The sequence below is a fragment of the Clostridium thermosuccinogenes genome (assembly GCF_002896855.1).
GTDB lineage: Bacteria > Bacillota > Clostridia > Acetivibrionales > DSM-5807 > Pseudoclostridium > Pseudoclostridium thermosuccinogenes.
On record NZ_CP021850.1, the window covers coordinates 1244002 to 1267940 of the forward strand.

Here is a 23939-nt window from a genome sequence, read left to right on the forward strand (position 1 = left end):
ATGTACTGAGAAAGTTTTAGGGTTTGATGCTTAATCGGAAGGATTTTGCATTGCTGTAGGTTTATATTCAAGTATGAACAATTTATTGCATTTAGGTTTGGATGTAGGTTCAACAACAGTAAAACTAGTTGTTATTGATAAGAATGATAAAATTATATACAGCAGATATCAGAGGCACTTTTCCGATATCAAGAAGACCATTTGCCAACTGGTAAGAGAAGCATACGATAATTTCCGGGATGCGAGCATTACAGTGACGGTTACCGGTTCAGGAGGTATATCCGTATCAAAATGGCTGAAGCTTCCATTTATACAGGAAGTGATCGCCGGTACTAAAGCCATTGAAAAGTTCATCCCTCAGACAGATGTGGTAATTGAACTGGGGGGAGAAGATGCAAAAATAACGTATTTTGACGGCGGAGTAGACCAAAGGATGAATGGTACATGCGCCGGCGGAACAGGTGCCTTTATCGACCAGATGGCTTCCCTTTTGCAGATTGATGCTCAGGGCTTAAACGAGTTGGCTAAAAAATACAAGGTCATCTATCCCATTGCCGCCCGCTGTGGTGTGTTCGCAAAAACGGACATACAGCCTTTGCTGAACGAAGGCGCAGCCCGGGAGGATATAGCGGCATCGGTTTTCCAGTCAGTGGTAAACCAGACGATAAGCGGTCTGGCATGTGGTAGGCCGATACGTGGAAATGTCGCGTTTCTGGGTGGACCTTTGTATTATCTTTCGGAGCTGAGGAAAAGGTTTATTGAAACTCTGGGACTTAAGCCCGAACAAGTGATATTCCCGGAGAATTCCCAGCTGTTTGTCGCCCTGGGAGCGGCTATCGCTTCAAAGAGTGAAAATTCGCTGGCTTTCAGAGAATTGAATGAACGCCTTTCGACTCTGGATGAGTTTCAGTCCAATGAGGTGGAAAGGTTAAGACCGCTTTTTATCGATCAGGCAGAATTGGATGAATTCCGGAAAAGGCATGGCAGCAACTCGGTAAAAAGAGGCGATTTGAGCACATTTAAAGGCAAGTGCTTCCTTGGCATAGATGCCGGTTCAACTACCACTAAAGCTGCTCTGATTGATGAAAACGGAGCTTTGCTCTATTCATATTACGGCAGCAATGAAGGCAGTCCATTGAAGTCTGCCGTCAGAATAATGAAGGATTTGTATTCCCACATGCCTCCGGAAGCGGAAATTGCAAACTCTACGGTTACCGGCTATGGAGAAAGCCTGCTTAAAGCAGCTTTGCATGTGGATATTGGAGAAATTGAAACTATAGCCCATTATAAAGCCGCTGATTTTTTCCTCCCCGGTGTAGATTTCATATTGGATATCGGCGGACAGGACATGAAATGCCTCAGGGTGAAAAACGGGGTTATAGACAGCATAGTATTGAATGAAGCATGTTCATCGGGATGCGGTTCCTTTATTGAGACCTTTGCCCGTTCCCTGAACATGGATGTGCAGGAGTTTGCTGCGGAAGCCTTGCATGCTGAGAATCCTGTGGACCTTGGTTCCAGGTGCACCGTATTTATGAACTCCAGGGTAAAACAGGCCCAGAAGGAAGGGGCTTCGGTGGGGGATATCTCTGCCGGGTTATCCTACTCCGTTATCAAAAATGCGTTGTATAAGGTAATTAAAATCAGAAATCCGCAGGAATTGGGAAATAAGATAATAGTACAGGGTGGAACCTTCAACAATGATGCCATACTCCGTTGCTTTGAAATCATATCGGAGAGGGAGGCGGTAAGACCTGATATCGCCGGCCTTATGGGGGCATTTGGTGCTGCATTGATAGCAAAGGAAAGATATAAAGAAGGAAGCAAAAGCACTATACTAAAAGCCGATGAGCTTAACAGCTTCTCTGCGGAAACCTCCATGAGAAGATGTGGTTTGTGCGGCAATAACTGCCTGCTTACCATAAATGAGTTTTCCACCGGTGAGGTGTTTATTTCAGGAAACCGCTGCGAAAGAGGAGCCGGACTGGAGCACAGGAAGAATGATATCCCCAATCTCTATGATTACAAGTATAAGCGCCTTTTCGGTTACAAGCCCTTAAGCGAGAATGAGGCGACGAGGGGAAGCATCGGTATTCCGAGAGTGCTCAACATGTATGAGAATTATCCATTCTGGTTCACCTTCTTTACGGAGCTGAAATTCAGGGTGGTGCTGTCGGCCAGGTCTTCCAAGAGGATATATGAGCTGGGAATGGAAACCATCCCTTCGGATACGGTTTGTTATCCGGCTAAGATTACCCACGGGCATATAATGGATCTTATCAACAAAGGGGTACAGGTTATCTTTTATCCCTGCGTGCCTTATGAAAAAAAGGAGCAGAAGGATGCCAACAACCATTACAACTGTCCGATAGTTACCTCGTATGCCGAAGTTATAAGGAACAACATGGACATACTGAAGGAAAGAAATATTAAGTTCATGAACCCGTTCCTGCCCTATGACGATAAGAACAGGCTCAAAACGAGGCTGTATGAAGAATTCAGAGAATTCGGAATATCTAAGAAAGAGATTTCCGCTGCCGTAGATAAAGCATGGCAGGAAGACATAAACTTTAAGGAAGATATCAGGAGAAAGGGAGAAGAGGTTCTTAAATATCTGGAGGAAACCGGCAGAAAAGGTATAGTGCTGGCCGGACGTCCTTACCATATAGATCCGGAAATCAATCATGGCATCCCTAATTTGATTACGGACTTTGGCATGGCGGTGCTTACTGAAGATTCGATAGCCCACCTGGGCGAAGTGGAAAGACCGCTGAGAGTGGTAGACCAGTGGATGTATCATTCGCGGCTTTACGCTGCAGCAAGCTACGTCAAGACCAGCAAGAACCTGGAGCTTGTTCAGCTTAACTCCTTTGGATGCGGCCTGGATGCGGTGACTACCGATCAGGTGCAGGAAGTGTTAAACAGTTTTGAAAAGATTTATACCACATTAAAAATAGATGAAGGAAACAACCTTGGTGCAGCCAGGATCAGGATACGTTCGTTGAAAGCAGCCATGGAGGAGAGGGACGGCAACGGCTTTGAGCCCCATAGGGTGGAGCCGCCTTTCAAGAAAATGATATTCACCGAGGAAATGAAGGCAAAGCATACTATTTTGGCTCCCCAGATGTCTCCTATACACTTCCAGTTCGTTGAAGCTGCCTTCAGGGCGGCCGGATATAATCTGGAGGTTTTGCCTTCGGTTGATAAGGAAGCCGTTAATGAAGGCTTGAAATATGTCAACAACGATGCATGCTACCCGTCCATCCTGGTGACAGGGCAGCTGATTGGAGCACTGAAATCCGGAAGATATGATGTTAACAATACTTCCTTAATAATCAGCCAGACGGGTGGAGGCTGCAGAGCTACCAATTATATTGCCTTTATCCGAAAGGCGTTGAAGGAAGCTGGTTTTGGGCATGTTCCGGTTATTTCCCTCAATGCCGCCGGTTTGGAATCAAACCCTGGCTTTAAAATTACTCCTTCACTGCTGAATAAGGCCATAATGGCTATCGTTTACGGAGACCTGTTCATGAGGGTGCTGTATAGAACAAGGCCTTATGAAAGGATTCCCGGATCAGCCAATGCGCTTTATGAAGGTTGGATAGAAAAATGCAAGCAATCAGTGATGGATGGCAACCATAGGACTTTTAAGGAAAACATCCGTCAAATCGTCAAGGATTTTGACAATCTGGAGCTTCTGAATATAAAAAAGCCACGGGTTGGGCTGGTAGGAGAGATACTGGTGAAATTCCACCCAACTGCCAACAACAATGTGGTGGATATTGTGGAACAGGAAGGTGGAGAGGCTGTAATGCCCGATCTATTGGATTTCTTCCTGTATACGGCCTATAACGCCAACTTTAAACATGACAAGCTTGCGGGCTCGAGAAAGTCGAAGATTTTGAGCAATGCAGCCATTATGGCTATGGAATTTTACAGAAAAGAAATGAAGAAGGCATTAAACAAAAGCAATAGATTTCATGCGCCTCCTTCCATATACGAGCTGGCAGAGGATGCTTCCAAGGTCTTGTCTATAGGCAACCAGACGGGAGAAGGCTGGTTTTTGACGGCTGAGATGATCGAGCTTATAAAAAGCGGAGCAAAAAACATAATCTGCATGCAGCCCTTTGCATGCCTGCCCAATCATGTAACCGGAAAAGGCATGATCAAAGAGCTGAAAAGAAGATATCCCGAAGCCAATATTGTGGCTATAGACTACGATCCCGGAGCCAGTGAGGTAAATCAGCTTAACAGGATAAAGCTGATGCTTTCGGTTGCCTTTAAGAATTTGCAGAAGGAAAGCGCTGAACTTTTAAGGGAAGAGTCTCTGGTGCGAAACAGCGCCAGAAATGCCCAGCTCGTGAAAGATGACGAGCATGGGGCGAACGCCGGCATCTAAAACGGACGACATGGATCAAAAAAACAGGAGACAGGCTTTACAACAGCCTATCTCCTGTTTTTTTTCTTCTTATTATTCATGTTATTTTTTTCGTACTTCTTTATAGATCTGTACATCATAAAACCGAGCACTGCAAATGTCGCAACAGTAGCTATCAAAACTATGATCTGTGTATCCATCGTATTCTCCTTTAAATTTTAGTAAGATATAACCCCGGAAATACAGAAAGCGGAGCTGTAAGTTACTAATCGGAGCATAAGAGGCATATATGCGTTTCCCGACCGCACAAAGCTCAGCACTGGCTAACAGGGTAAGAGTATTGCCTCATTAAGTATATATTGCGTCATTAAATATTATATATGCTGGAATCGCATAAATCAATCGAATGTTGAGAAGCTCAGAAAAAGGGCAGCCAACATACTGTCATATTGAAACATGCCTGTGAATATTAATGAAAAGGGGGATTGGTAGACAAAATATCTTGCTTTCAAACGGAGGAAAACATGAAAAAGAAATACAAAAATTATAGAAAAAATGTATTGGAGAGGGTACTTAAGACAGCAATCCTTGCGATACTGTCCTATTTGGCTGTAAGGCTTGGAATAGCGGGGGGAAATCTGTTATTTAGCACTGATGTCAATATAATCAGGAATGTGCATGTGGAATCTTTCAAATCAACTCTCAACAAGGCAATTCCCTTGATTGACACCGTTTACAACAGTGGCAATATCAGCATATCCCTTTCGAGGGAAATAAGCAATCTTATAGCCAATATATTTAACTTTAACCTGGACAATCCTGTCACCATTCTGAATGCTCAGTCTCCTATCATGTATAATTTTTATAATAACAGCTATAAGGAATATTTGGCGCAGGAAATTGAGAAGGAAAAGGAAAAAAGCAAGTATGAAAACAGCGATAGCGGCAATACCGGCGACAAGCCTGAAGGTAAAACGGATGAGGGTACGGAGCCGCATGAAGGCCCATCCGGCTTTTTGCAGGATCAAAGCTCTATTTATTACGACGGAACGGACGGGACCGGCTGGGATGATTCCGGCGGAAATAACGACTACAACAGCAATATTGCAATTAAAAATGAAAGTAAGTACGAAGTGGATGATGCCATGATAGAACAACTGCTAAAAGAGGAACTGAGCTTCAAGTTTGAGGAGAAGGGACCACAAATACTCATTTACCATACCCATACCTCGGAAAGTTATCTGCGAAAGCTGGAGGATTTGGGAAAGGAAAATGTGCCCAGCAGAACACAGGACAGCAGGTATAATGTAGTCCGGGTAGGGGATGAGCTTCACAAACATTTGGAGAAGAAGTATGGTTTTAACGTAATGCACAACGGAACAATAAATGATTATGATTATAATGATTCATATGTCAATGCCGCTAAAACAGTCGATAATATTCTTAAGGGAAACCCGTCCCTGAAGGTGGTTATAGATTTGCACAGGGATGGACTGGATGGGGTAAATAAATTGAGACAGGCGATCAAGATAGACAACAAGAATGCTGCCCAGATGTTCTTCGTCATCGGGACAAATCATGAAAACTGGAAGGAAAATTTCAAGCTTGCCTTAAAGTTACATAAATATATGAATGATAAGTATCCTGGCTTGATGCTTCCGATATTGCTGCGAAATGCCAGATATAATCAGCAGGTTTCAAAGGGTGCTTTCATTATAGAAATAGGCGGTGATGGAAACACGCTGGATGAAGCAATTGAAAGCACGAAATATCTGGCGGAAGCATTGAACGAAGTGCTGGGAGGCATGAAATAGCACAGTCTCATGTTATGAGATTTTCCTTTTTTGGGAATAATGGAAGTTGGATATATTGCCACGATACTTCCATTATTTTTTGCAAAGGATGATTTTTCATGGGCAGGGTTGAAAGATTCAGGGAGATCAGGATCAGCAGAAGAAAATTCAGATTGTCGTTTCTTTTCTTCTTTTTGCTGGTCATAACGGGATTGTGCGTTGTTGATTACTCCGTGAACAGCATTATGAAAAATGAGTATAGTGTTGAATTTGTTTCGCTGGAAAGAGAGGGTTCATCTCTTTACAGTCTGAATATATTCGATCATAAAATCTATATAAATACCGAGTATGTGGAAAAGGACTTTCGCAGGATAAAAAGCGCCATCAACAGTATTCTGGGTTTAAAATAACACAGGCCGGATATCGCTGCTGTTTTTAATGGACTATGCCAGTATGGTTTTTATATCGTTGATCCTTCGTTTATTGACATATCATTTGCAGATGTTATATCATATTGTTATTATTTAAACTAAGCCCGTGTTGCACTAATTTTTGTAAGGGAGCAGCCGCTATGAAAAAGGGTAGTCTGTCGCTATACAAAAGCATTTATAATGATTTGGAGAAAAAAATCCTGTCCGGACAATACAAGGTAGGAGACAGGATTCCGTCGGAAAAGGAATTATCGGAAGAGTATAAAGTGAGCCGGATTACCAGCAAAAAAGCATTGGAGATGCTGGCTGAAAAAGGACTGATTGACAGGGCCCCCGGTAGAGGATCTTTTGTAAAGAGCAATTCGACGGATGAAACAGATAATGAGTGTCTGAAAGATCCTAAAAATGAGGAAGACAAAGTTGCCCGCCCTCCTATGATTGGTGTGATTCTGCCTGATTTTGCCGAGTCTTATGGTACATCCCTGCTTTCGGGTATTGAAAAGGAAGCCTCCGAAAAGAATTGCTTCATCGTGCTAAAACGTTCCTATGGAAGACAGGACATAGAAGAGAACGTGATTGACTCCCTGCTGGAATTGGGAGTTGATGGCATCATAATCATGCCTGTCCATGGAGAACTGTATAACCGCGAAATTTTGCGGCTGACCCTGGATGGCTTTCCAATTGTCTCGGTGGATAGATGTTTGAGTGGGATACCGGTTCCGTTTGTAGGTACCGATAATATCAGCGCTTCAGCAAAAATAACTGATTATGTCCTCAAACTTGGGCATAAAAACATCGCCATCCTCTCGCCTCCGTATAAAAATACCTCAACAATCGAAGACAGGATAGAGGGTTTTATTAAAAGCCATGCGGAGCATGGGGTGGGGATAGATGATTCGTTGTGGCTGACCGACCTGATCAGCACATTGCCTGAAAAGGATGCGAAAGAGAACAGGCAAAGGGATATAGATAAAATAGTTAAACTCCTGAAGGAAAATCCCCAGATCACATGCATGTATGCCATGGAATACAATATCGCACTGCTGGCTATGAAGGCTGCAAAATCCTTGGGAAAGGCCATCCCGAAGGATTTATCCATTGTATGCTTTGACAGCCCATTCAATTATGCGGACGAGTATTTATTTACCTTTATCCAGCAGAAGGAATCTGAAATGGGAGAAACAGCCCTGAGACTGCTTTTGAACCTGATGAAGAAAAAGGGAGATGTGGAAAAGGTATATCTGGATGCAGATCTGGTTATAGGCACTACGACAGGCAAAGCCAGATCCGTATAGACATATAAAGCAAGATTACGTTATAAAAACAACTGCGGGGAGAAGAAAAAAGCTGTCACGTATGTGCACAGTCAGTTCATTTGCTATTCTTCTCCCCGTGCTTTTAATTTAAGAAATTCCAAATTCATTAATACCTAAAACCTGAAGATCTTTTTTACTCAAACTACGGAGCCTTCTTTAAAACTTACGAAGCTTCTTTTCCAAACTTCCAAAGCTTTTTTTGAATCAGGATGTCATCTTTCCGGATGCCCTTCCCCGAATGTGATCTCTTCAGGCTTTTTTAGAAGAGCAATGTCAAGGCCATTAAGCTTTCCTACGAGAATATATCTCCTTCTTAAAAACACAAATCCTTCGAATTTCTAAAAAAATAATGCAGCACTTAATATTTTCAGCAAACATGCATGTCTGACCTTCGGGATTCCTTTATACAAGCGCGTGGAACAGCAATGTTTTCATTGAAAAAAATTGGGTTTCAGGCGTTTCCGTAAGAAGGCATGCCAGTTTTATTTTTTTAAAGTCAAGCACGTCTGTTTTAAGATTTGCCTGAAAAGAGCATATCATGCCTTTCAAACCGTAACATCTGCCGTTGTAAATATTCGCAAGGAATATTTACCTTCAGAAATCTATGGACTATTAATATTCGATATACTAAATTTAACAAATAAAACATATAAATATCTTGACAGCGCAAAAAGCATATTATATTATATTGGTATAAATTCAGGACATATCATGCAGACATTTACGCAATAAATGCTATATATGTCATAAATGATACATACTTTGTCAATATTCGACAAGGAGAGAACGCACTAATGTCTATATCATTTAATCATCCTGATATCATGAAAAATAATGTACATATTATATACATTTCATCGTTATGTGAACATTCCACAAGTTGTTTTCATGCCTTCTTTAACATCGAATTATAAAGAAAAGGTTATAAAATACTGGCCCTGTTTTTTCGTGAAGACAAATATTTATGTCTTTACTTATCAAAATAATCACTTTAATTTTTTAAGGAGGGTTAAAAATGTTAAAGAAAAGGGGAATTACCTGGGTATTATTGCTGGCAATGATAATAGGCATCATTGCATCAGGTTGCGGAAGCAGCGATAAGAAAACTACAACGGATTCAACAACCAATGCCGGCTCAACTGCATCAACGGAGACTCCTGAGGAAACGACGCCGGAGGAACCGGAAGAGCAAGATGACGGCAGCGGCCTGCCGGATCAGGATTTGGGAGGATATGTATTTACCGTCGCAGACAACAATGCCAGCAGGTGGTTTCCGGAAGCCGGCAGCTCCGATTTGGCCAATGCTATTATTGAAAGAATCAATTGGGTACAGGAGAAGTTCAATTGCAAGATTGAAATCAGAAATCATTCAGAGGATGAGTTTGCAACTGCGGTTATGGCCGGGGACAAATATGCCGACATCATTGTAACGCCAACCTGGGAATTGGGAAGACATATCAAGGCAAAACGACTTGTGAACATGAACACAATACCTCACCTTAGATTGGATGCTGAGTATTGGAACAGATATGACAGCACATCCTACCTTTCTTACGGAGACATTAAATACGGCACTGCAGCTCCTTTTATCACACAGAGCGACGAGGTATGGGTCATAGCTTTCAATAAAGCCATTATTGAAGAGCTGGGACTGGAAAACCCCTATGATTTAGTGAAAAACAAACAGTGGACTTTTGAAAAGATGCTGGAAATGCAGCAGGCTGCCAAGAGAGATTTGAATGGTGACGGTGCTTTTGACAGCAACGACCGTTACGGTCTTGCCACAGGCCATGACTGGGACATCTCCGTAGTTCTTTACCTTGCGTCCGGCAATAAAATCATCGACGTAAAAGAAGACGGCACAATGAAATACGTGGTAAATACGCCTAAAGCTTTTGAAACTATAGATATGATTAAAAAGATGTGTAAAAGAGGCGACACCTTCTTCCCTAAGAACGACGGTGAAGATATGGATGCATATGTCAAAGCCTTTACAGAAGGAAAAGTGCTGTTCCTGGCATACTCCAGAGGCAGGGGTGTAATAGATCCGATTTATGAGATGGAAGATGATTTCGGATTTGTCCCAATGCCCATGGGTAACAACACCAATGAATACAAGTGCTGGGTAAGCCATGATGCACCTTCCCTGGCGGTACCTGTTTCCAATCCGGATCTGGATAAGACAGGTCTGATATTGGAGGCCCTTGCATGGAAATCCCAGGATGAGGATGAACTCCGCCTGAATGAAGTGGCCTATACAAAGCTCAGGGATGATGAGTCTTTTGAGATATTAAAAGAGCTGGGCAAGTATGCCGTATCGGATATGGCATTTATAGGCCAGCAGCTGGATGGCGCTATCTGGCAAGGCTTGAATGTACTGCCCCACTGCGGTTTCTATGTGCAGGATGAAGAACCGGCATCAAAAGTCGCTTCGGTTGAAGAGCAGGTAGCAATAGGTATTGAAAATGCGAGATTGATGCTCTTGGGTCAGTGGGTTGAACCGGAACCGGAGGAAAATAACGAAGGATAGTGTTGCAAATCATTAGCTGATAAAGTGGTATTGATGCAAGGAAACTCACAAAGAGCCCAGGGTTTCTTTGTGGGTTTCCTATTAGGCATATATAGGCATGTGTATGTGAATATCCCATTAAATATGTGTAGGCATGTATGTGCGAATATCCTATTTAGGCATATGAAGACATGTACATGTGAATATTTTGTTTAAGCATATGTGCAGGCATGTGGCTTTGGATATCTTTTTGGGCATATAAAGGTATGCGTGTGAATATGCCATTTGCACATATACATATATAAATGTAGGTAAGGATCCCAATTGATATATATGGTATATCATAACCGGATTATTACAATTGAGGCAGGAATTCGACGCATCACATCGCTTTTTTTTATTACAGTAAGCAGAATAAACAGTACGGAGCTGAGAAAATATGAGGAGTAAAATATCAGGATATATAGTTCTGGCGTTAGGGCTGGTACTTGCTGCCTTTTTTCGACCATGTACAGCTTATGGAAGTGAAAGGAATAGCCTTCTGGTTGAAAAAAGCTACAGGGAATATCTTGAGGATCACTCCGGCAAACCGGACGGAACGGATGACATAAAAATTCAGGCTGCCGATTTCATATCCAAGGATGCTGCCATGGAAACGGAGATTTTAGACGGGTATGAAGGTGTCGGCGGCAAGTCGATTTATACCGGTGAAACCGGATATATAGAATGGGAAGTGAATATCCAACAGAGCGGCCTATACAATATTGAGGTGCTTTACTACCCTGTACGGGGGAAAGGCAACACGATAGAAAGAGTTATATACATCGACGGAAAGGTTCCATATAAAGAAGCGAGATATGCTTACCTTTCAAGAGTTTGGAGTGATGATGGCGACATTTATCGCGATGCCAACGGAAATGAGATAAGGCCTTCCCAGGTAGAGACTCCCTGTTGGAGAAAAACCCAGATATATGATTCCCTGGGCTACTTCAATGAGCCTTTAATGTTTTATCTGGAAAAGGGGAAGCACACCATCGGGTTTGAATCTGTAAAAGAACCCGTGATTCTGAATATGATCCGTGTTTACAAGGCGGACAGAAAAAAATCTTACGCAGAGATAAAAGCTGAATACCAAAGCAAAGGATATACAGAAGCTGATGTGAAGCCTGTAAAAATTCAGGCGGAAGACACCTGGGCAAAGTCTGATAAGACCCTTTACCCTTCTTCCGACAGGTCATCGGCCATCAATGAGCCTCAGGACCCTTCCAAGGTGCGTTTGAATACCATAGACGGTGGAAAGTGGAAGATGCCCAGGCAGTGGATCACATGGCGCTTTAATGTAGAGCAGGACGGGCTTTATAAGATAGTGCTCCGGTACAGGCAAAACCTTCTTAGCGGTTTGTATGTAAACCGCAAAATAATGATAAACGGAGAAGTACCCTTTAAGGAAGCGGAAGCAGTAAAATTTGGCTACAGCACGGACTGGCAGGTAAGAGCGCTGGGGGATGACCAGCAGGAATTTGCCTTTTATTTGGAAAAAGGCGAAAATGAGCTGACCATGGAAGTTACCCTCGGAGATATGGCCGATGTGTTAAACAGGGTTAGCGACAGTCTTTACAATCTGAATGAAGCATACAGAAAAATCCTTATGATAACAGGAGCAGAGCCGGACTTGTACAGAGATTACGGCTTCAAGAAACTGATACCGGATGCGATAGAAGTGATGGCAAAAGAAGCCGCCAACCTCAGGCAGATATCTGCGGATATGGAGGAATACATAGGCCAGAAGGGCGAAAATGTAGTCATTCTGGATAAGATTGCCTTATTGCTGGAGCAGATGTCCGATGACCCGGAGGAGAATATCGCAAAATCCTTTAAGCCATTCAAGGAAAACATTGGGGCTCTGGGTACATGGATACTGACAGTGGGCCAGCAACCACTTACTGTTGACTATATCAGCATCATGCCGGTTTCAGACCCTCTGCCCAGGGCAGAAGGCTCCTTCTTTGAAAATCTGATATTCGAAATAAAATCCTTTATAATGTCCTTTTTTGTTGATTACAACAGCCTCGGCTCCTCTCTCCCAACCAAGGAGCTGAAAAAGGATGAAATATTGAGAGTCTGGCTTACTTCCGGACGGGATCAGTCACAGATCCTTCGAGAAATGATCAACGATTCCTTTACGCCGGAAACCAATGTGAATGTGGATATAAAGCTGATATCGGCAGACACCCTTCTCCCCTCGGTCCTGGCAGGGATCGGGCCGGATATATCGCTGGGCAATCCTGCGGGTGATCCGATTCAATACGCCATAAGGAATGCCGTGGTGAATCTTGAAGGAATGCCGGGCTTTGATGAAGTGGCCGGGAGATTCCATCCCAGTGCGTTAGTACCCTATACCTTTGAAGGAAAGGTATATGCGATTCCGGAGACCCAGGTATTTCCCATGCTTTTTTACAGGAAGGACATCCTGGCTGAGCTGGGTCTCGAGGTTCCGCAGACCTGGGATGATTTTTACAAGCTTATACCTGAGGTTCAGAAGCAAAACATGCAGATAGGCTTTCCTCAGGGAATATCAGGGATGCAGATATTCCTGTACCAAAAAGGCGGAGAATTGTATACCCCGGACAGGAGAAGATCAACACTGGATTCGGACATGACGATTGAAGCTTTTCAGAAGCAGACCGAGCTTTTTACTACCTATAAATTTCCCAGGGACTTCGATTTTCCCAACAGGTTCCGTACAGGGGAAATGCCGATAGGCATAGCGGATTATACAACCTATAACAATCTCATCGCCTTCGCTCCTGAAATAAGGGGTCTGTGGGAGTTTGTGCCGCTTCCGGGAACAGTTGCCGAGGATGGTTCAATTAACAGGGCTACCCCATCCACAGGAACGGGAGCCATGATGTTAAGAGGTGTGAAAAACAAAGAAGCCGCCTGGAGCTTTTTGGAGTGGTGGACCAGAGCAGAGACCCAATCCCGGTTTGCGGTGGAAATGGAGTCCGTTCTGGGACAGTCGGCAAAACATGCCACCGCAAACATGGAAGCTTTGGTCAATATGCCCTGGACCAAAACGGAATACGACCATCTTATGGAACAGTGGAAATATGTTACCGGAACTCCTGAAGTGCCGGGAGGCTATTATGTATCCCGTGCGATTGATTTTGCTTCTGCAGCTGCCTACATCAACGCTGACATGGAGACGCTGCTGGATTATGTGACGGAAACCAATGACGAGATAACAAGAAAAAGGCGGGAGTTCGGCCTTGAGTGAGAATATGCGGGGAGGATATAGAGTATGAATACCGGTTTGGCGGTAAAAAACAACATCAAAGCAAATTTTAATGCGAAGCATCGCCTTTCAAGGACATGGAAAGAGGTGAAGAAGAAGAGGATCTGCTATCTTTTTGCAGCTCCATATATGATAATATTCTTCACCTTTACAGCCCTGCCTGTTATCATATCTCTGTTTTTGGGCTTTACATCCTTTAACTTGCTGGAAGCTCCCGTTTTTGTCGGCGTGGAGAATTATATAAGGCTGTTTCTGGATGATGATATTTTCATAAAGGCAATAGGGAATACGTTTATACTTGCGGTGATGACCGGGCCGATCAGCTACATAATGTGCCTTATGTTTGCATGGCTGATAAATGAGCTGCCAAAAGCCCTGCGTACCATCCTGACACTGGTTTTCTACGCACCGTCCATATCAGGAAATGTATATCTCGTATGGGGAATTTTATTCAACAAGGATTCCTATGGCTTTGCCAACTCCCTTTTGCTTCGCTTCAACATCATTACTTCCCCCATCCTTTGGTTTGAAGATCCCAAGTATATGATGCCCCTGCTTATTATCGTGTCCCTCTGGACCAGTATAGGCACAAGCTTTTTGTCCTTTGTCGCCGGATTGCAGGGCATAGATAAAGGATTGTACGAGGCTGCGGCAGTCGACGGTGTAAAAAATCGCTGGCAGGAGCTTTGGTATGTAACATTACCCTCCATGAAACCCCAGCTCATGTTTGGTGCGGTTATGAGCATAACCGGTTCCTTCGGCGTCGGAGGCATAGTAACTGCATTGTGCGGTATGCCCAGCAAGGATTACGCAGCCCATACCATTATAAACCATCTGGAGGATTACGGGAACATACGCTTTGAAATGGGTTATGCTTCAGCTATAGCAACAGTTTTGTTCTTCATAATGATTTTTTCCAACAAGATTGTGCAGAAAATTCTGGCGAGGGTAGGTGATTAAGCTGAAAAGAATACGTTTGTCCAGAAACAAGAGCGGTATAAGGCGTTCATATTTTGTGGATTTTGGGATTTATTTGTTTTTGCTGTTTTTTGGGTTATTCATGGTTCTTCCGATGGTGTATGCAATTTCCAACTCACTAAAGCCTCTGGAGGAAATATGGTATTTTCCCCCTCGCTTTTTTGTAAGGAATCCAACCTTAAAAAACTTCAGGGATTTGTTTAGGATCATGAGCGAATCCTGGGTTCCTTTTTCAAGGTATATATTCAATACCTTTTTAATCACCGGAGTGGGTACCTTTGGGCATGTAGTGCTGGCATCCCTGTGCGCCTATGCCTTATCCAAGCATGATTTCCCGGGGAAAAACCTTATGTTCAGTATGGTGGTTCTCTCATTGATGTTCAGTGGGGTGGTTACCCAGATCCCGAATTTTATCATTGTTGCAAAGCTGGGCTGGATAGATTCCTATAAAGCCATAATAATACCGGCTTTCGGATCTTCCCTTGGACTATATCTGATGAAGCAGTTTATGGAGCAGATGATACCCGATTCGGTACTGGAATCCGCCAGAATGGATGGAGCCCATGAATGGAAGGTTTTCTGGAAAATTGTCATGCCCCTGGTTAAGCCTGCCTGGTTGACGCTGACCATTTTTTCAATACAGGGCTTATGGGGAATGGGAGCAAACAAGTTTATACAAAGCGAAGAGTTGAAAACCCTCAATTATGCGCTATCGCAGATACTGGCAGGAGGCATTGCCCGTGCCGGTACAGGTTCTGCAGCGGCTGTCCTTATGATGATCGTACCGATTGTCGCTTTCATCATAACCCAGTCCAATGTTATAGAAACCATGTCGACTTCCGGTATGAAGGATTAAGCTAAAGGGGGGATTTGACAGGATGAAAAAAAAGGCAATTTTGCTTATTGTATTGATAATAATGCTGTTGGACGGCATATCTGTTTTTGCTATGGTTCCTTATGAAACTTACTTCTATGATTCCGATGGCACTTACTTCATATCGCCGGATGCCTATGTCCCGGAAAAGGTTTTAAAGGCCAAGGACATGGAATTGGGCGACTTGGGGCTGAAGAACCCTTCCGACCTGGTGGTGGATAAGGAGAATAATGTTTATATAGCGGACAGCGGTAACAACAGAATTGTTATCCTGGACGAAAATTACCGGTTCAAATTTGAGATTAAGGAGTTCTATGCCGATGGCTCCGTTCAAACCCTGAATGCTCCAGCCGGGCTTTTTGTAACGGAGGATGGACGCATATATGTAGCGGATTCAAAGAATTTTAGAATCGTCTTATTTGAAAAGGACGGAACCTTCGTGCGGATATTTGATGCTCCGGATTCCGATGTATTTCCGGAAGGCTTTATGTATGAGCCTTCAGCTTTAGGAGTGGACCCGGCCGGCAGAATGTACGTTGTATCCAAAAGCACCAACATGGGCATTATGGCTCTGAATGCCGACGGAGGTTTCGAAGGCTTTATAGGCGCGGAAAAGGTAGTGCCCAATGTACTGGACATATTCTGGGATTTGATCACCACGGATGAACAGAAAAGGCGTACTGCCAAAAATGTTCCTACCGAATACAACAACATCACCATGGACGATATCGGATTTGCTTATGTGACCAGCAGTGCGATTCCGGCAGGAAACCAGCGCAGTGCGATGATGAACAGAGATAAAAGCAGCCATTATGCGCCGGTAAAAAGGCTGAACAGCACAGGAATAGATGTTCTGAAGCGCAATGGTTCCTTTCCCCCTGCGGGAGATATCAGAAACAACTGGTTCAATGTATCCCGGTTTATTGACGTTGCACTGACGGAAGACGGCGTATACAGCACCTTGGATACGACCCATAACAAGATTTTCACCTATGATGATAATGGAAACCTTTTATATGTTTTCGGAGGCACCGGTACACAGGAGGGTGTTTTTGAAAATGCTTCGGCCCTGGCATATCAAGGCACAAAGCTTTTGGTGGTGGACAGGAATACCGGATATATAACCGTGTTCAGAAGGACCGAGTACGGGGACTGTATCGCTGAGGCCATCCACCTGCAGAAAAACCGCAGGTATGATGAAGCGATAATTGCTTGGGAAAAAGTTTTAAAGCGTAATCCTTATTTTGAATTGGCCTATTCCGGCGCAGGGCAGTCCAATATGCGCAAGGAGAATTACAAGGAAGCTATGGCCAACTACAAACTGGCCAATGACTGGGACAACTACTTTAAAGCCTACAGTGAATACCGCAAGGATGTAGTTAGAAAGATAATCCTTCTTATTCCTGTTATTGTTGCGGCGGTAATAGGGTTATGCATGGCTTTTTTCAAATATGTAAGAAAGGTGAACGAGGCCGGATGGCAGAAAACAGGGAAAAGGACGCTCTGGGAGGAGCTTTTGTATTCCTTTCATATCATGTTTCATCCCTTTGATGGCTTCTGGGATCTGAAGCATGAGAAAAGGGGGAGCGCGAAGACAGCCACTGTGATTCTGGCGCTGGTAATGGCCGTGGATATTTTCAGAACACTGGCAGGAGGTTATGCATTGTATCCCACCGACTTTAGAGCGATTGATTTACAGGATACCGTGCTCAAAGTTCTGATTCCTTTCATGCTGTGGGTATGTGCCAACTGGGGTCTGACCACACTGATGGACGGGGAAGGAAGCTTCAAGGATATTTATACCGCTTCTGCCTATTCCCTGATGCCAATTGTTGTGATAAATATTCCGGTGACCATATTAAGCAACTTTATTGTGCTCAATGAACTGCAGTTTGTAAACTTTTTCACCACCCTTGCCTATGCTTGGGCATTTGCATTGATATTCTTCGGCGTTTTGGTTACCAATGCCTATGGATTGGTGAAAAATCTGGTCACATCCGCTCTTTCGGTAGTTGGTATGGGGTTTATCGCATTTATTTCGGTGTTGTTTATCAATATACTGCAAAGGATGAATACATTTATTACAACCCTTTACCATGAAATAGCTTTCCGCTTGTAAAACGTGTTTTACAGATGTAAAAGGGACGCAGGATGTGGTTGATACCTTCCAGGTGCTTTTTAGAAAGGCTTCTTTAACAATTAAGTTTACTTCGCTGGAAGGTTTAAGCGCGAGTTTTGCAGTCTCCGCGAACAAGCTCAATATTGCAGCTTGTGTCAATTTCTGCTCCCGCGCAGGAAGCGAGAGACTTATTGACACTTTTTAAAAGGAGGGCAGCTTGAATGAAATACAAACTGATACTGGCTTTGGCTCTTGTTATTATGATAGTAATCGCATTCAGCCCGGCTCTGTCTTACATCACACTATCGGAAGGGAACGCGACACAGCAAAACGATAGCCCAGGGGAAGGCACAGACCACAAGACGGGCGGTGGTGATGAGGAAAAGGAAATCTCCATGCAAAAAGCCAATCCTGAATTGGGTCTTGCAGCCGGTGCTGAAAATGAGCATCTGGTTTTGTACTTCGATAACACCACGGGGGGTATCGCTGTCCGCGATAAAGCTTCAGGGAAAATGTTCTATTCCAATCCCCCGACAGCCAAGGAAGACCAGAAGACCAGTGATGAAACGAAACAGCAGCTGATGTCCCAGGTGGAGCTGGTATATAATATAAAAGGAAAGGAAGGGGACTTCAGCTTAAACAGCTATTCCCAGGCCTTGCTTCTGGAGCAGGTGAGCTGGGGAAAGATCGAGAACGGGATAAGGGTTTCCATGACAATAGGACGCGCGGAACAACGGCTTCTGCTGCCGAAACAGATCGGGAAAACCAGCTTTGAGGAAAATATACTGGGAAAGATCAAATCGGAGCGGCAAAAAAAGCAGATGCAAGCTTTTTATATCTTAAATCCCAAGGAAGAAATGCCAGGAGCTGTCGAGGATGTATATACCTTAAAAACATCTGCTAACGACAGGGATAAACGGGTGCTGGAGGAAATTGTAAAGTCCACCGGCTATACTTATGAAATGCTGGAACAGGACTATGAGGCGATTGGTTATGAGCCTGAGAAGGCTGTTTTTCCGTCCTTTTCCATGGATATTGACTATATCCTCCAAGGCAATTCTCTGACGGTCCAACTGGATGCGGGTAATATTGTGTATGATGAGGACACCTTCAATCTTGTAAGCCTTTCCCTCCTGAAATATTTCGGGGCCGGAGAGACGAGGGAAAAAGGCTGGATTTTCCTCCCGGACGGCTCGGGAACTCTGATAGGATTCAACAATGACGGCACCAAAAAGACTTTATTAACCACCGGCAAGGTATATGGAGACGACAGTGCCGTTACCAGGTTTGAGAGGGGCAGCATCAAGCAGGATTTCCGCTTCCCTGTTTTTGGGATTCACAGAGGAGATTCCACGCTGCTGGCTATAATAGATGATGGCGATGCGGTGGCGGATATAAATGGAATGATGGGAGGAATTAACCACTCCTGGAACACGGCCTATGCCAATTTTACGATTAGGAACAAGGACAAATTTATTGAAGAAAATGCCTTTGAACAGGCTCCCTGGATCATCTATGAAAAAAAGCCTTACAAAGGAAACATTACATTGAAATACTATTTCCTGGTGGGTGACGACGCCGATTATCCCGGGATGGCAAAGGCTTACCGCAATTATTTGATTGAAAAGGGCGCTCTGAAAAAAATAACCGCCGGTGACAATATACCTTTTTATCTGGAAACATTAGGGTCTATAGATATGATAGTAAGAAAGCTGGGACTGCCGATATCAACCCAGGTGCCTATCACCACCTTTGAGCAGGCGGAAGGCATGATAAACCGTCTCTCCCAGAGAGGTGTGGATAATATAAAGCTGAGGTACAAAGCCTGGTATAATGGAGGCTACTATTATACCGCCCCTTCAAAAATGAAGGTGGAGAAGGTCATAGGCGGAGCCGGAGGATTATCTGAACTGTCGAAAAAAGCTCAGGCTATGGGGGCGGAAGTATATCCGGACGTGGATTTCGTACATGTGCCTTCCTCTTCGATGTTTGATGGATTTTCTCCGAGAAAGGATTCCATAAGAAACCTGTTTCAGAAGACAGCCTTCTACGCTGAATTGGACCCGGTGGAACAGGCTTATATGAACATTATGTGGTGTATCACCCCAAACAGGATACCGGAATACTTTAATAGATTTTCAAAGGCTTACGATAAGCTGAACATCCGCTCCTTCTCATTGTCTACGCTGGGAAAGAGCCTGTATTCCGATTTCAAGAGCAATAACCAGATAAACCGCCAGGAGGCCAAGGATTATTTTGTGAAAGTGTTGAAGGCAGCTTCCGAAAAATATGAAAATATCATATCGGATTATGGGAATGCTTACATTTATCCCTATGCCGACCATCTGCTGAACCTTCCGGAGGAGGACAGCTCCTTCCTCATATCCGATAAGCAGGTGCCTTTCATACAGATTGCTTTGCATGGCTACATTCCGTATGCAGGCCAGGCATTGAACCTTGCCAACGAAGTAAGGCCGGCGATGCTTAAAGCCATAGAATACGGAAATGGTGCATATTTTGTGCTGAACCATGGAGAAGACAGCATCCTTAAGGCAGCCGGAGTATACAACCAGCAGGGATCCATGAATTTCAGCTACTGGGAGGAAGAAGCTGCCGACATCTATGCCCGGATGAACGAGGCGTTAAGGGATGTGCAGGACCAGGCGATCACGGATCATAAAGAAGTTGCCGACCAGGTGTTTGTGACAACCTACGAAAACGGCAAATCGATCATCGTAAACTATAGCAGCCAAAAGGCGTCTTTTAAAGGGGTAACTGTACAGCCTCTGGACTTCGCAGTTATAAAGGACTGATAGGAGAGGAGGATTAGATTATATGAAAGAGATATCCGTAAAAACAATCAAAAAGAAAAGACGGAGGCTTTCCATGGAGCAAAAAAGGGATCTGAAAGGATGGATATTTGTCAGTCCGTTTGTATTGGGTTTTCTTGTATTGTTCCTATGGATATTTATAGATTCCTTTAGATTCAGTTTCATGAATGTCCAGCTGCAATCCCAGGGCGGCTACACCACCACCTTTATCGGATGGAAAAACTATCTTAAAATGCTGACCATTGATCCGGATTTTAACCGGCAGCTTATCGGTTCCGTACAGGATATGCTGCTGGATACCCCGATTATTGTCATGTTCAGCCTTTTTATTGCGGTGGTGCTAAATCAGAAGATGAAGGGGCGCACCTTTTTCAGGGCTGTGTTTTTCATTCCTGTTATCCTTGCCACAGGGATTATAGAACGGGCGGATATGAGCAATTCCATCATGAATGCATATCAGAACATTCAGGGGATAGATACGGGCATGGCACAGCTGCATGAAGCAACGACCGAGCTGTTTTCCAGGCGAGAGCTGGTATTCTATATGCAGAGGATTTTCGATTTCAGCCCAACGCTGATGAATATGACTGTTGGCGCGGCAAGCAACATTTACAGCGTGGTTAATAATTCCGGGGTGCAAATTTTGATTTTCCTGGCCGGGCTGCAGGCTATTTCTCCTTCCATATATGAGGCTGCCTACATGGAGGGATGCTCAGGCTGGGAGTGCTTCTGGAAAATAACTTTTCCGATGATCAGTCCTCTAATACTGGTCAATGTCATTTATTCCATCGTCGATTCCTTCACCGGAAGCAGCAATCAGGTAATGAACAGCATAACAGCATCGATGAGGGGTGGACAGTATGGGGAAGCTGCAGCCAAAGCGTGGATGTATTTCCTGGTAGCGGCGGTTTTCATAACTTTGATCAGCTTCGTTGTAAGCCGGTTTGTATTTTATCAGAATAAGGAGTGAGGATATGCGCGTAGTACAAACTTCCAGGCCAGCTGTAATTAAAGGGGATCTATCCCGGATGAAAAAAGTCAGCCGTAAGCTTATTCATAAATACTTCAATCAGTTTTTCTTAAGAAGGCTTGTGGGGATGGTAATGCGGTACCTCCTTCTTATAGGGCTTTCCTTTCTCATATTGTATCCGTTGATAGTCAAACTGACCAACACCTTTATGAGTGAGCATGACCTGATTGATGGTACGGTCCGCTTCATACCCAGGAACTTCACCCTGTTCAATTATCAGAAAGCAATAGAGCATACGAAATTCTTTGAAGGGCTTAAGAATACATTTTTAGTGTCCTTCCTCTGCGGTGTGCTTCAGATGTTTGTTTGCACGGTTATCGGGTATGGCCTGGCGAGGTTCAAGTTTAAAGGAAGGAACATTGTGTTTGCTTTGGTGGTATTTACGATATTGGTACCTCCTCAGACCTACATGATTTCTCTTTATATGAAGTTCCGATTCTTTGATGTATTTGGAATAGTAAAAGCAATAACCGGCAATACGGTCCGGCTGCTGGATACTTACTGGCCTATGGCAATTCTGTCTCTGACTGGCTTTGGATTTAAGAACGGTTTATACATACTGATAATGAGGCAATATTTCAAAGGCATGCCCAAGGAGCTGGAGGAAGCTGCTTATGTGGATGGATCCGGTTTGTTCCGCACCTTTACCACCATCATCCTGCCGCTGTCTTTATCCATGATGGTGACCATTTTCCTGTTTGCCTTTTCATGGCAATGGACGGATATTTTCTATTCCTCCATGTTCTTCAGCCGTATAAACCTTTTGTCCAATGCCCTGATGGTAGGCTTTGAAGGAATGATGCTGCCGGGCAGGACTTTGGGACTCAAGACGGGTCAGCCATTGACATCAACGCTGACCAATACCATGTCCCTGATGGTCATAGCACCCTTGCTCATAATCTACATATTCGCCCAGAGGAGGCTTGTGGAGGGTATCGAGCGAAGCGGCATAGTGGGATAATGCAAGTAATGATGAGATGGAGGTAAAAGCTTGAAATTAAAAAATGCTGTAATTGTACTGCTGGCATCAGCCGTATTTGTCATGGGCTGCAGCATGCAGACCGACGGCGGAAGGAACGGTAATGCCGGAAATGGGACTTTAAGTGCCGGTGAAAATCCGAAAAGTGAAACAGGTACAAGCTCTGTTGACGAAAACGGCGAAAAGGTTGGGAATAGTGATTATATTATAAAAGAAGAAAATGATGAGAAAGGGGCAGGAATGCCGATGGATATCAGAAACAAAAGCTATAGCGAACAAGCTGAATGGGCGCAAGAGATGCTCAAAAAGTACTACTGGAATGAATCCGAAAGGTTTATGAACAACACCTATCCTTCTGACAAGGATAACGGTCATCTAAACTACTGGTGGAAGGCCCATGCGGTTGATGCCATGATGGATGGGTATGAGAGAACCGGGGAAAAGAGATATACCGACATGGCTGAGCAAATTGTGAAAGGCATTATATGGAGGAACGGTTCCCTTTACAATGAATTTTACGATGACATGGAATGGCTGGCATTGTCGGCGCTAAGGCTTTATGATGCTACCGGCGACGAAACGATAAAGAATTATGTTTTGAAGCTGTGGGAAGAAATCAAGAAGGCGTGGTGGGAGGATGAATTGGGCGGTATGGCCTGGAAAAAGAATGATGACAACAGGAATACCTGCTCAAATGGTCCTGCGGCCATTCTTGCCGCAAGATTGTATACCCGGTTTGGGGATGAGGAAAACCTGGAATGGGCCAGGAAAATCCATGCATGGCTCAAGAAAAACCTTGTGGACCCTGAGAGTGGAATAGTATGGGACGGCCTGGCGGTAAAGCAGGACGGCACTGTGGAAGTAAATAAAAGCTGGCTGTTCACTTACGGCCAGGGTACTTATTTGGGAGCAGGGGTGGAGCTTTATAAGGCAACCGGTGAAGAGCAGTATCTTAGGGATGCGGAAAAAACGGCTGCCGCCGCTTTAGACAAGCTCGTCAATTTCTCGTCAGGTATATTGAAGGATGAAGGCCAGGGAGATGGAGGCTTGTTTAAAGGAATACTGATAAGATATCTGGTGAACTTGTATGAAGTAAACAGGGATGAAGCCATAAAAGAAATGATATATCATAATACCGATTCTCTGGTAAACATATCCTATTCCGACGGTTTGTTCGGAACCTCTTGGGATAAGCGGCGCCCGATGCCCCTCGACCTTTCCACTCAGCTCAGCGGTGTATTCCTGGTTGAAGGCGCGGCAAAAATCGATAGAATGGAAAACAAATAACGGTATCCTTTAGCAAATATCAAAGGAATTCAAAGGCGGTTTGAACCGGATGACAGTAGCCGGCTCAAGCCGCTTTTTACTGCCTGAGAAAAATATTCTATTCACAAATGGATGGGTAT

At 44.0% G+C, this 23939-nt stretch carries 14 protein-coding genes; 13 read left to right on the forward strand and 1 reads right to left on the reverse strand.

The window, feature by feature from the left end:
- Nucleotides 1–73 precede the first annotated feature (73 nt).
- Entirely contained in the window at nucleotides 74–4399 is a 4326-nt protein-coding gene (locus CDO33_RS05405; protein WP_103081133.1) for a 2-hydroxyacyl-CoA dehydratase, read from the forward strand.
- Between the two features lie 47 nt (nucleotides 4400–4446).
- On the opposite strand, the gene CDO33_RS21445 is transcribed toward CDO33_RS05405, so the two are convergent.
- Nucleotides 4447–4578 (reverse strand): hypothetical protein, encoded by a 132-nt coding sequence (locus CDO33_RS21445; RefSeq protein ID WP_274540084.1) that lies wholly within the window; start codon nucleotides 4576–4578, stop codon nucleotides 4447–4449.
- Between the two features lie 324 nt (nucleotides 4579–4902).
- On the opposite strand from CDO33_RS21445, the gene spoIIP reads away from it, so the two are divergent.
- The 12 genes from spoIIP to CDO33_RS05465 all read left to right on the forward strand — a co-directional run bounded on the left by spoIIP (nucleotide 4903) and on the right by CDO33_RS05465 (nucleotide 23820).
- Entirely contained in the window at nucleotides 4903–6192 is a 1290-nt protein-coding gene (spoIIP, locus tag CDO33_RS05410) for a stage II sporulation protein P (protein WP_103081132.1), read from the forward strand.
- A 98-nt stretch (nucleotides 6193–6290) separates the two neighbouring features.
- The gene (locus CDO33_RS05415) at nucleotides 6291–6581 is read left to right on the forward strand and encodes a hypothetical protein (RefSeq protein ID WP_103081131.1); all 291 of its coding nucleotides are present in this window, start codon (nucleotides 6291–6293) and stop codon (nucleotides 6579–6581) included.
- Between the two features lie 161 nt (nucleotides 6582–6742).
- Nucleotides 6743–7897 carry a GntR family transcriptional regulator gene (locus tag CDO33_RS05420; protein ID WP_103081130.1) on the forward strand — a complete coding sequence of 385 codons (1155 nt, stop codon included), beginning with the start codon at nucleotides 6743–6745 and terminating at the stop codon, nucleotides 7895–7897.
- 1036 nt (nucleotides 7898–8933) lie between these two features.
- On the forward strand, nucleotides 8934–10448 hold the full coding sequence (locus CDO33_RS05425) for an extracellular solute-binding protein (RefSeq protein ID WP_103081129.1): 1515 nt from the start codon (nucleotides 8934–8936) through the stop codon (nucleotides 10446–10448).
- A gap of 418 nt (nucleotides 10449–10866) precedes the next feature.
- Nucleotides 10867–13704 (forward strand): extracellular solute-binding protein, encoded by a 2838-nt coding sequence (locus CDO33_RS05430; protein WP_103081128.1) that lies wholly within the window; start codon nucleotides 10867–10869, stop codon nucleotides 13702–13704.
- Nucleotides 13705–13728: 24 nt separating this feature from the next.
- Complete coding sequence (locus CDO33_RS05435) at nucleotides 13729–14682, forward strand: carbohydrate ABC transporter permease (protein ID WP_103081127.1); 954 nt, start codon at nucleotides 13729–13731, stop codon at nucleotides 14680–14682.
- A complete protein-coding gene (locus tag CDO33_RS05440) occupies nucleotides 14675–15556 on the forward strand; it encodes a carbohydrate ABC transporter permease (protein ID WP_242973379.1) in 882 nt (293 codons plus the stop codon). The genes CDO33_RS05435 and CDO33_RS05440 overlap by 8 nt, the downstream gene beginning before the upstream one ends.
- Nucleotides 15557–15578: 22 nt before the next feature.
- Nucleotides 15579–17693 (forward strand): YIP1 family protein, encoded by a 2115-nt coding sequence (locus CDO33_RS05445; RefSeq protein WP_103081126.1) that lies wholly within the window; start codon nucleotides 15579–15581, stop codon nucleotides 17691–17693.
- Between the two features lie 221 nt (nucleotides 17694–17914).
- Nucleotides 17915–20506 (forward strand): DUF5696 domain-containing protein, encoded by a 2592-nt coding sequence (locus CDO33_RS05450; RefSeq protein ID WP_103081125.1) that lies wholly within the window; start codon nucleotides 17915–17917, stop codon nucleotides 20504–20506.
- Nucleotides 20507–20528: 22 nt separating this feature from the next.
- Nucleotides 20529–21494: a carbohydrate ABC transporter permease gene (locus CDO33_RS05455; protein ID WP_103081124.1), complete on the forward strand. Its 966-nt coding sequence runs from the start codon at nucleotides 20529–20531 to the stop codon at nucleotides 21492–21494.
- 4 nt (nucleotides 21495–21498) lie between these two features.
- Nucleotides 21499–22515, forward strand: a complete 1017-nt coding sequence (locus tag CDO33_RS05460; RefSeq protein ID WP_202849490.1) for a carbohydrate ABC transporter permease — start codon at nucleotides 21499–21501, stop codon at nucleotides 22513–22515.
- A gap of 30 nt (nucleotides 22516–22545) precedes the next feature.
- A complete protein-coding gene (locus CDO33_RS05465; RefSeq protein WP_103081123.1) occupies nucleotides 22546–23820 on the forward strand; it encodes a glycoside hydrolase family 76 protein in 1275 nt (424 codons plus the stop codon).
- Nucleotides 23821–23939: the final 119 nt, after the last annotated feature.

Coding starts and splice junctions, on each gene's coding strand:
- CDO33_RS05405 (WP_103081133.1), top strand. CDS start 74: ATGAACAATTTATTGCATTTAGGTTTGGATGTAGGTTCAACAACAGTA.
- CDO33_RS21445 (WP_274540084.1), bottom strand. CDS start 4,578: ATGGATACACAGATCATAGTTTTGATAGCTACTGTTGCGACATTTGCA.
- spoIIP (WP_103081132.1), top strand. CDS start 4,903: ATGAAAAAGAAATACAAAAATTATAGAAAAAATGTATTGGAGAGGGTA.
- CDO33_RS05415 (WP_103081131.1), top strand. CDS start 6,291: ATGGGCAGGGTTGAAAGATTCAGGGAGATCAGGATCAGCAGAAGAAAA.
- CDO33_RS05420 (WP_103081130.1), top strand. CDS start 6,743: ATGAAAAAGGGTAGTCTGTCGCTATACAAAAGCATTTATAATGATTTG.
- CDO33_RS05425 (WP_103081129.1), top strand. CDS start 8,934: ATGTTAAAGAAAAGGGGAATTACCTGGGTATTATTGCTGGCAATGATA.
- CDO33_RS05430 (WP_103081128.1), top strand. CDS start 10,867: ATGAGGAGTAAAATATCAGGATATATAGTTCTGGCGTTAGGGCTGGTA.
- CDO33_RS05435 (WP_103081127.1), top strand. CDS start 13,729: ATGAATACCGGTTTGGCGGTAAAAAACAACATCAAAGCAAATTTTAAT.
- CDO33_RS05445 (WP_103081126.1), top strand. CDS start 15,579: ATGAAAAAAAAGGCAATTTTGCTTATTGTATTGATAATAATGCTGTTG.
- CDO33_RS05450 (WP_103081125.1), top strand. CDS start 17,915: ATGAAATACAAACTGATACTGGCTTTGGCTCTTGTTATTATGATAGTA.
- CDO33_RS05455 (WP_103081124.1), top strand. CDS start 20,529: ATGAAAGAGATATCCGTAAAAACAATCAAAAAGAAAAGACGGAGGCTT.
- CDO33_RS05460 (WP_202849490.1), top strand. CDS start 21,499: ATGCGCGTAGTACAAACTTCCAGGCCAGCTGTAATTAAAGGGGATCTA.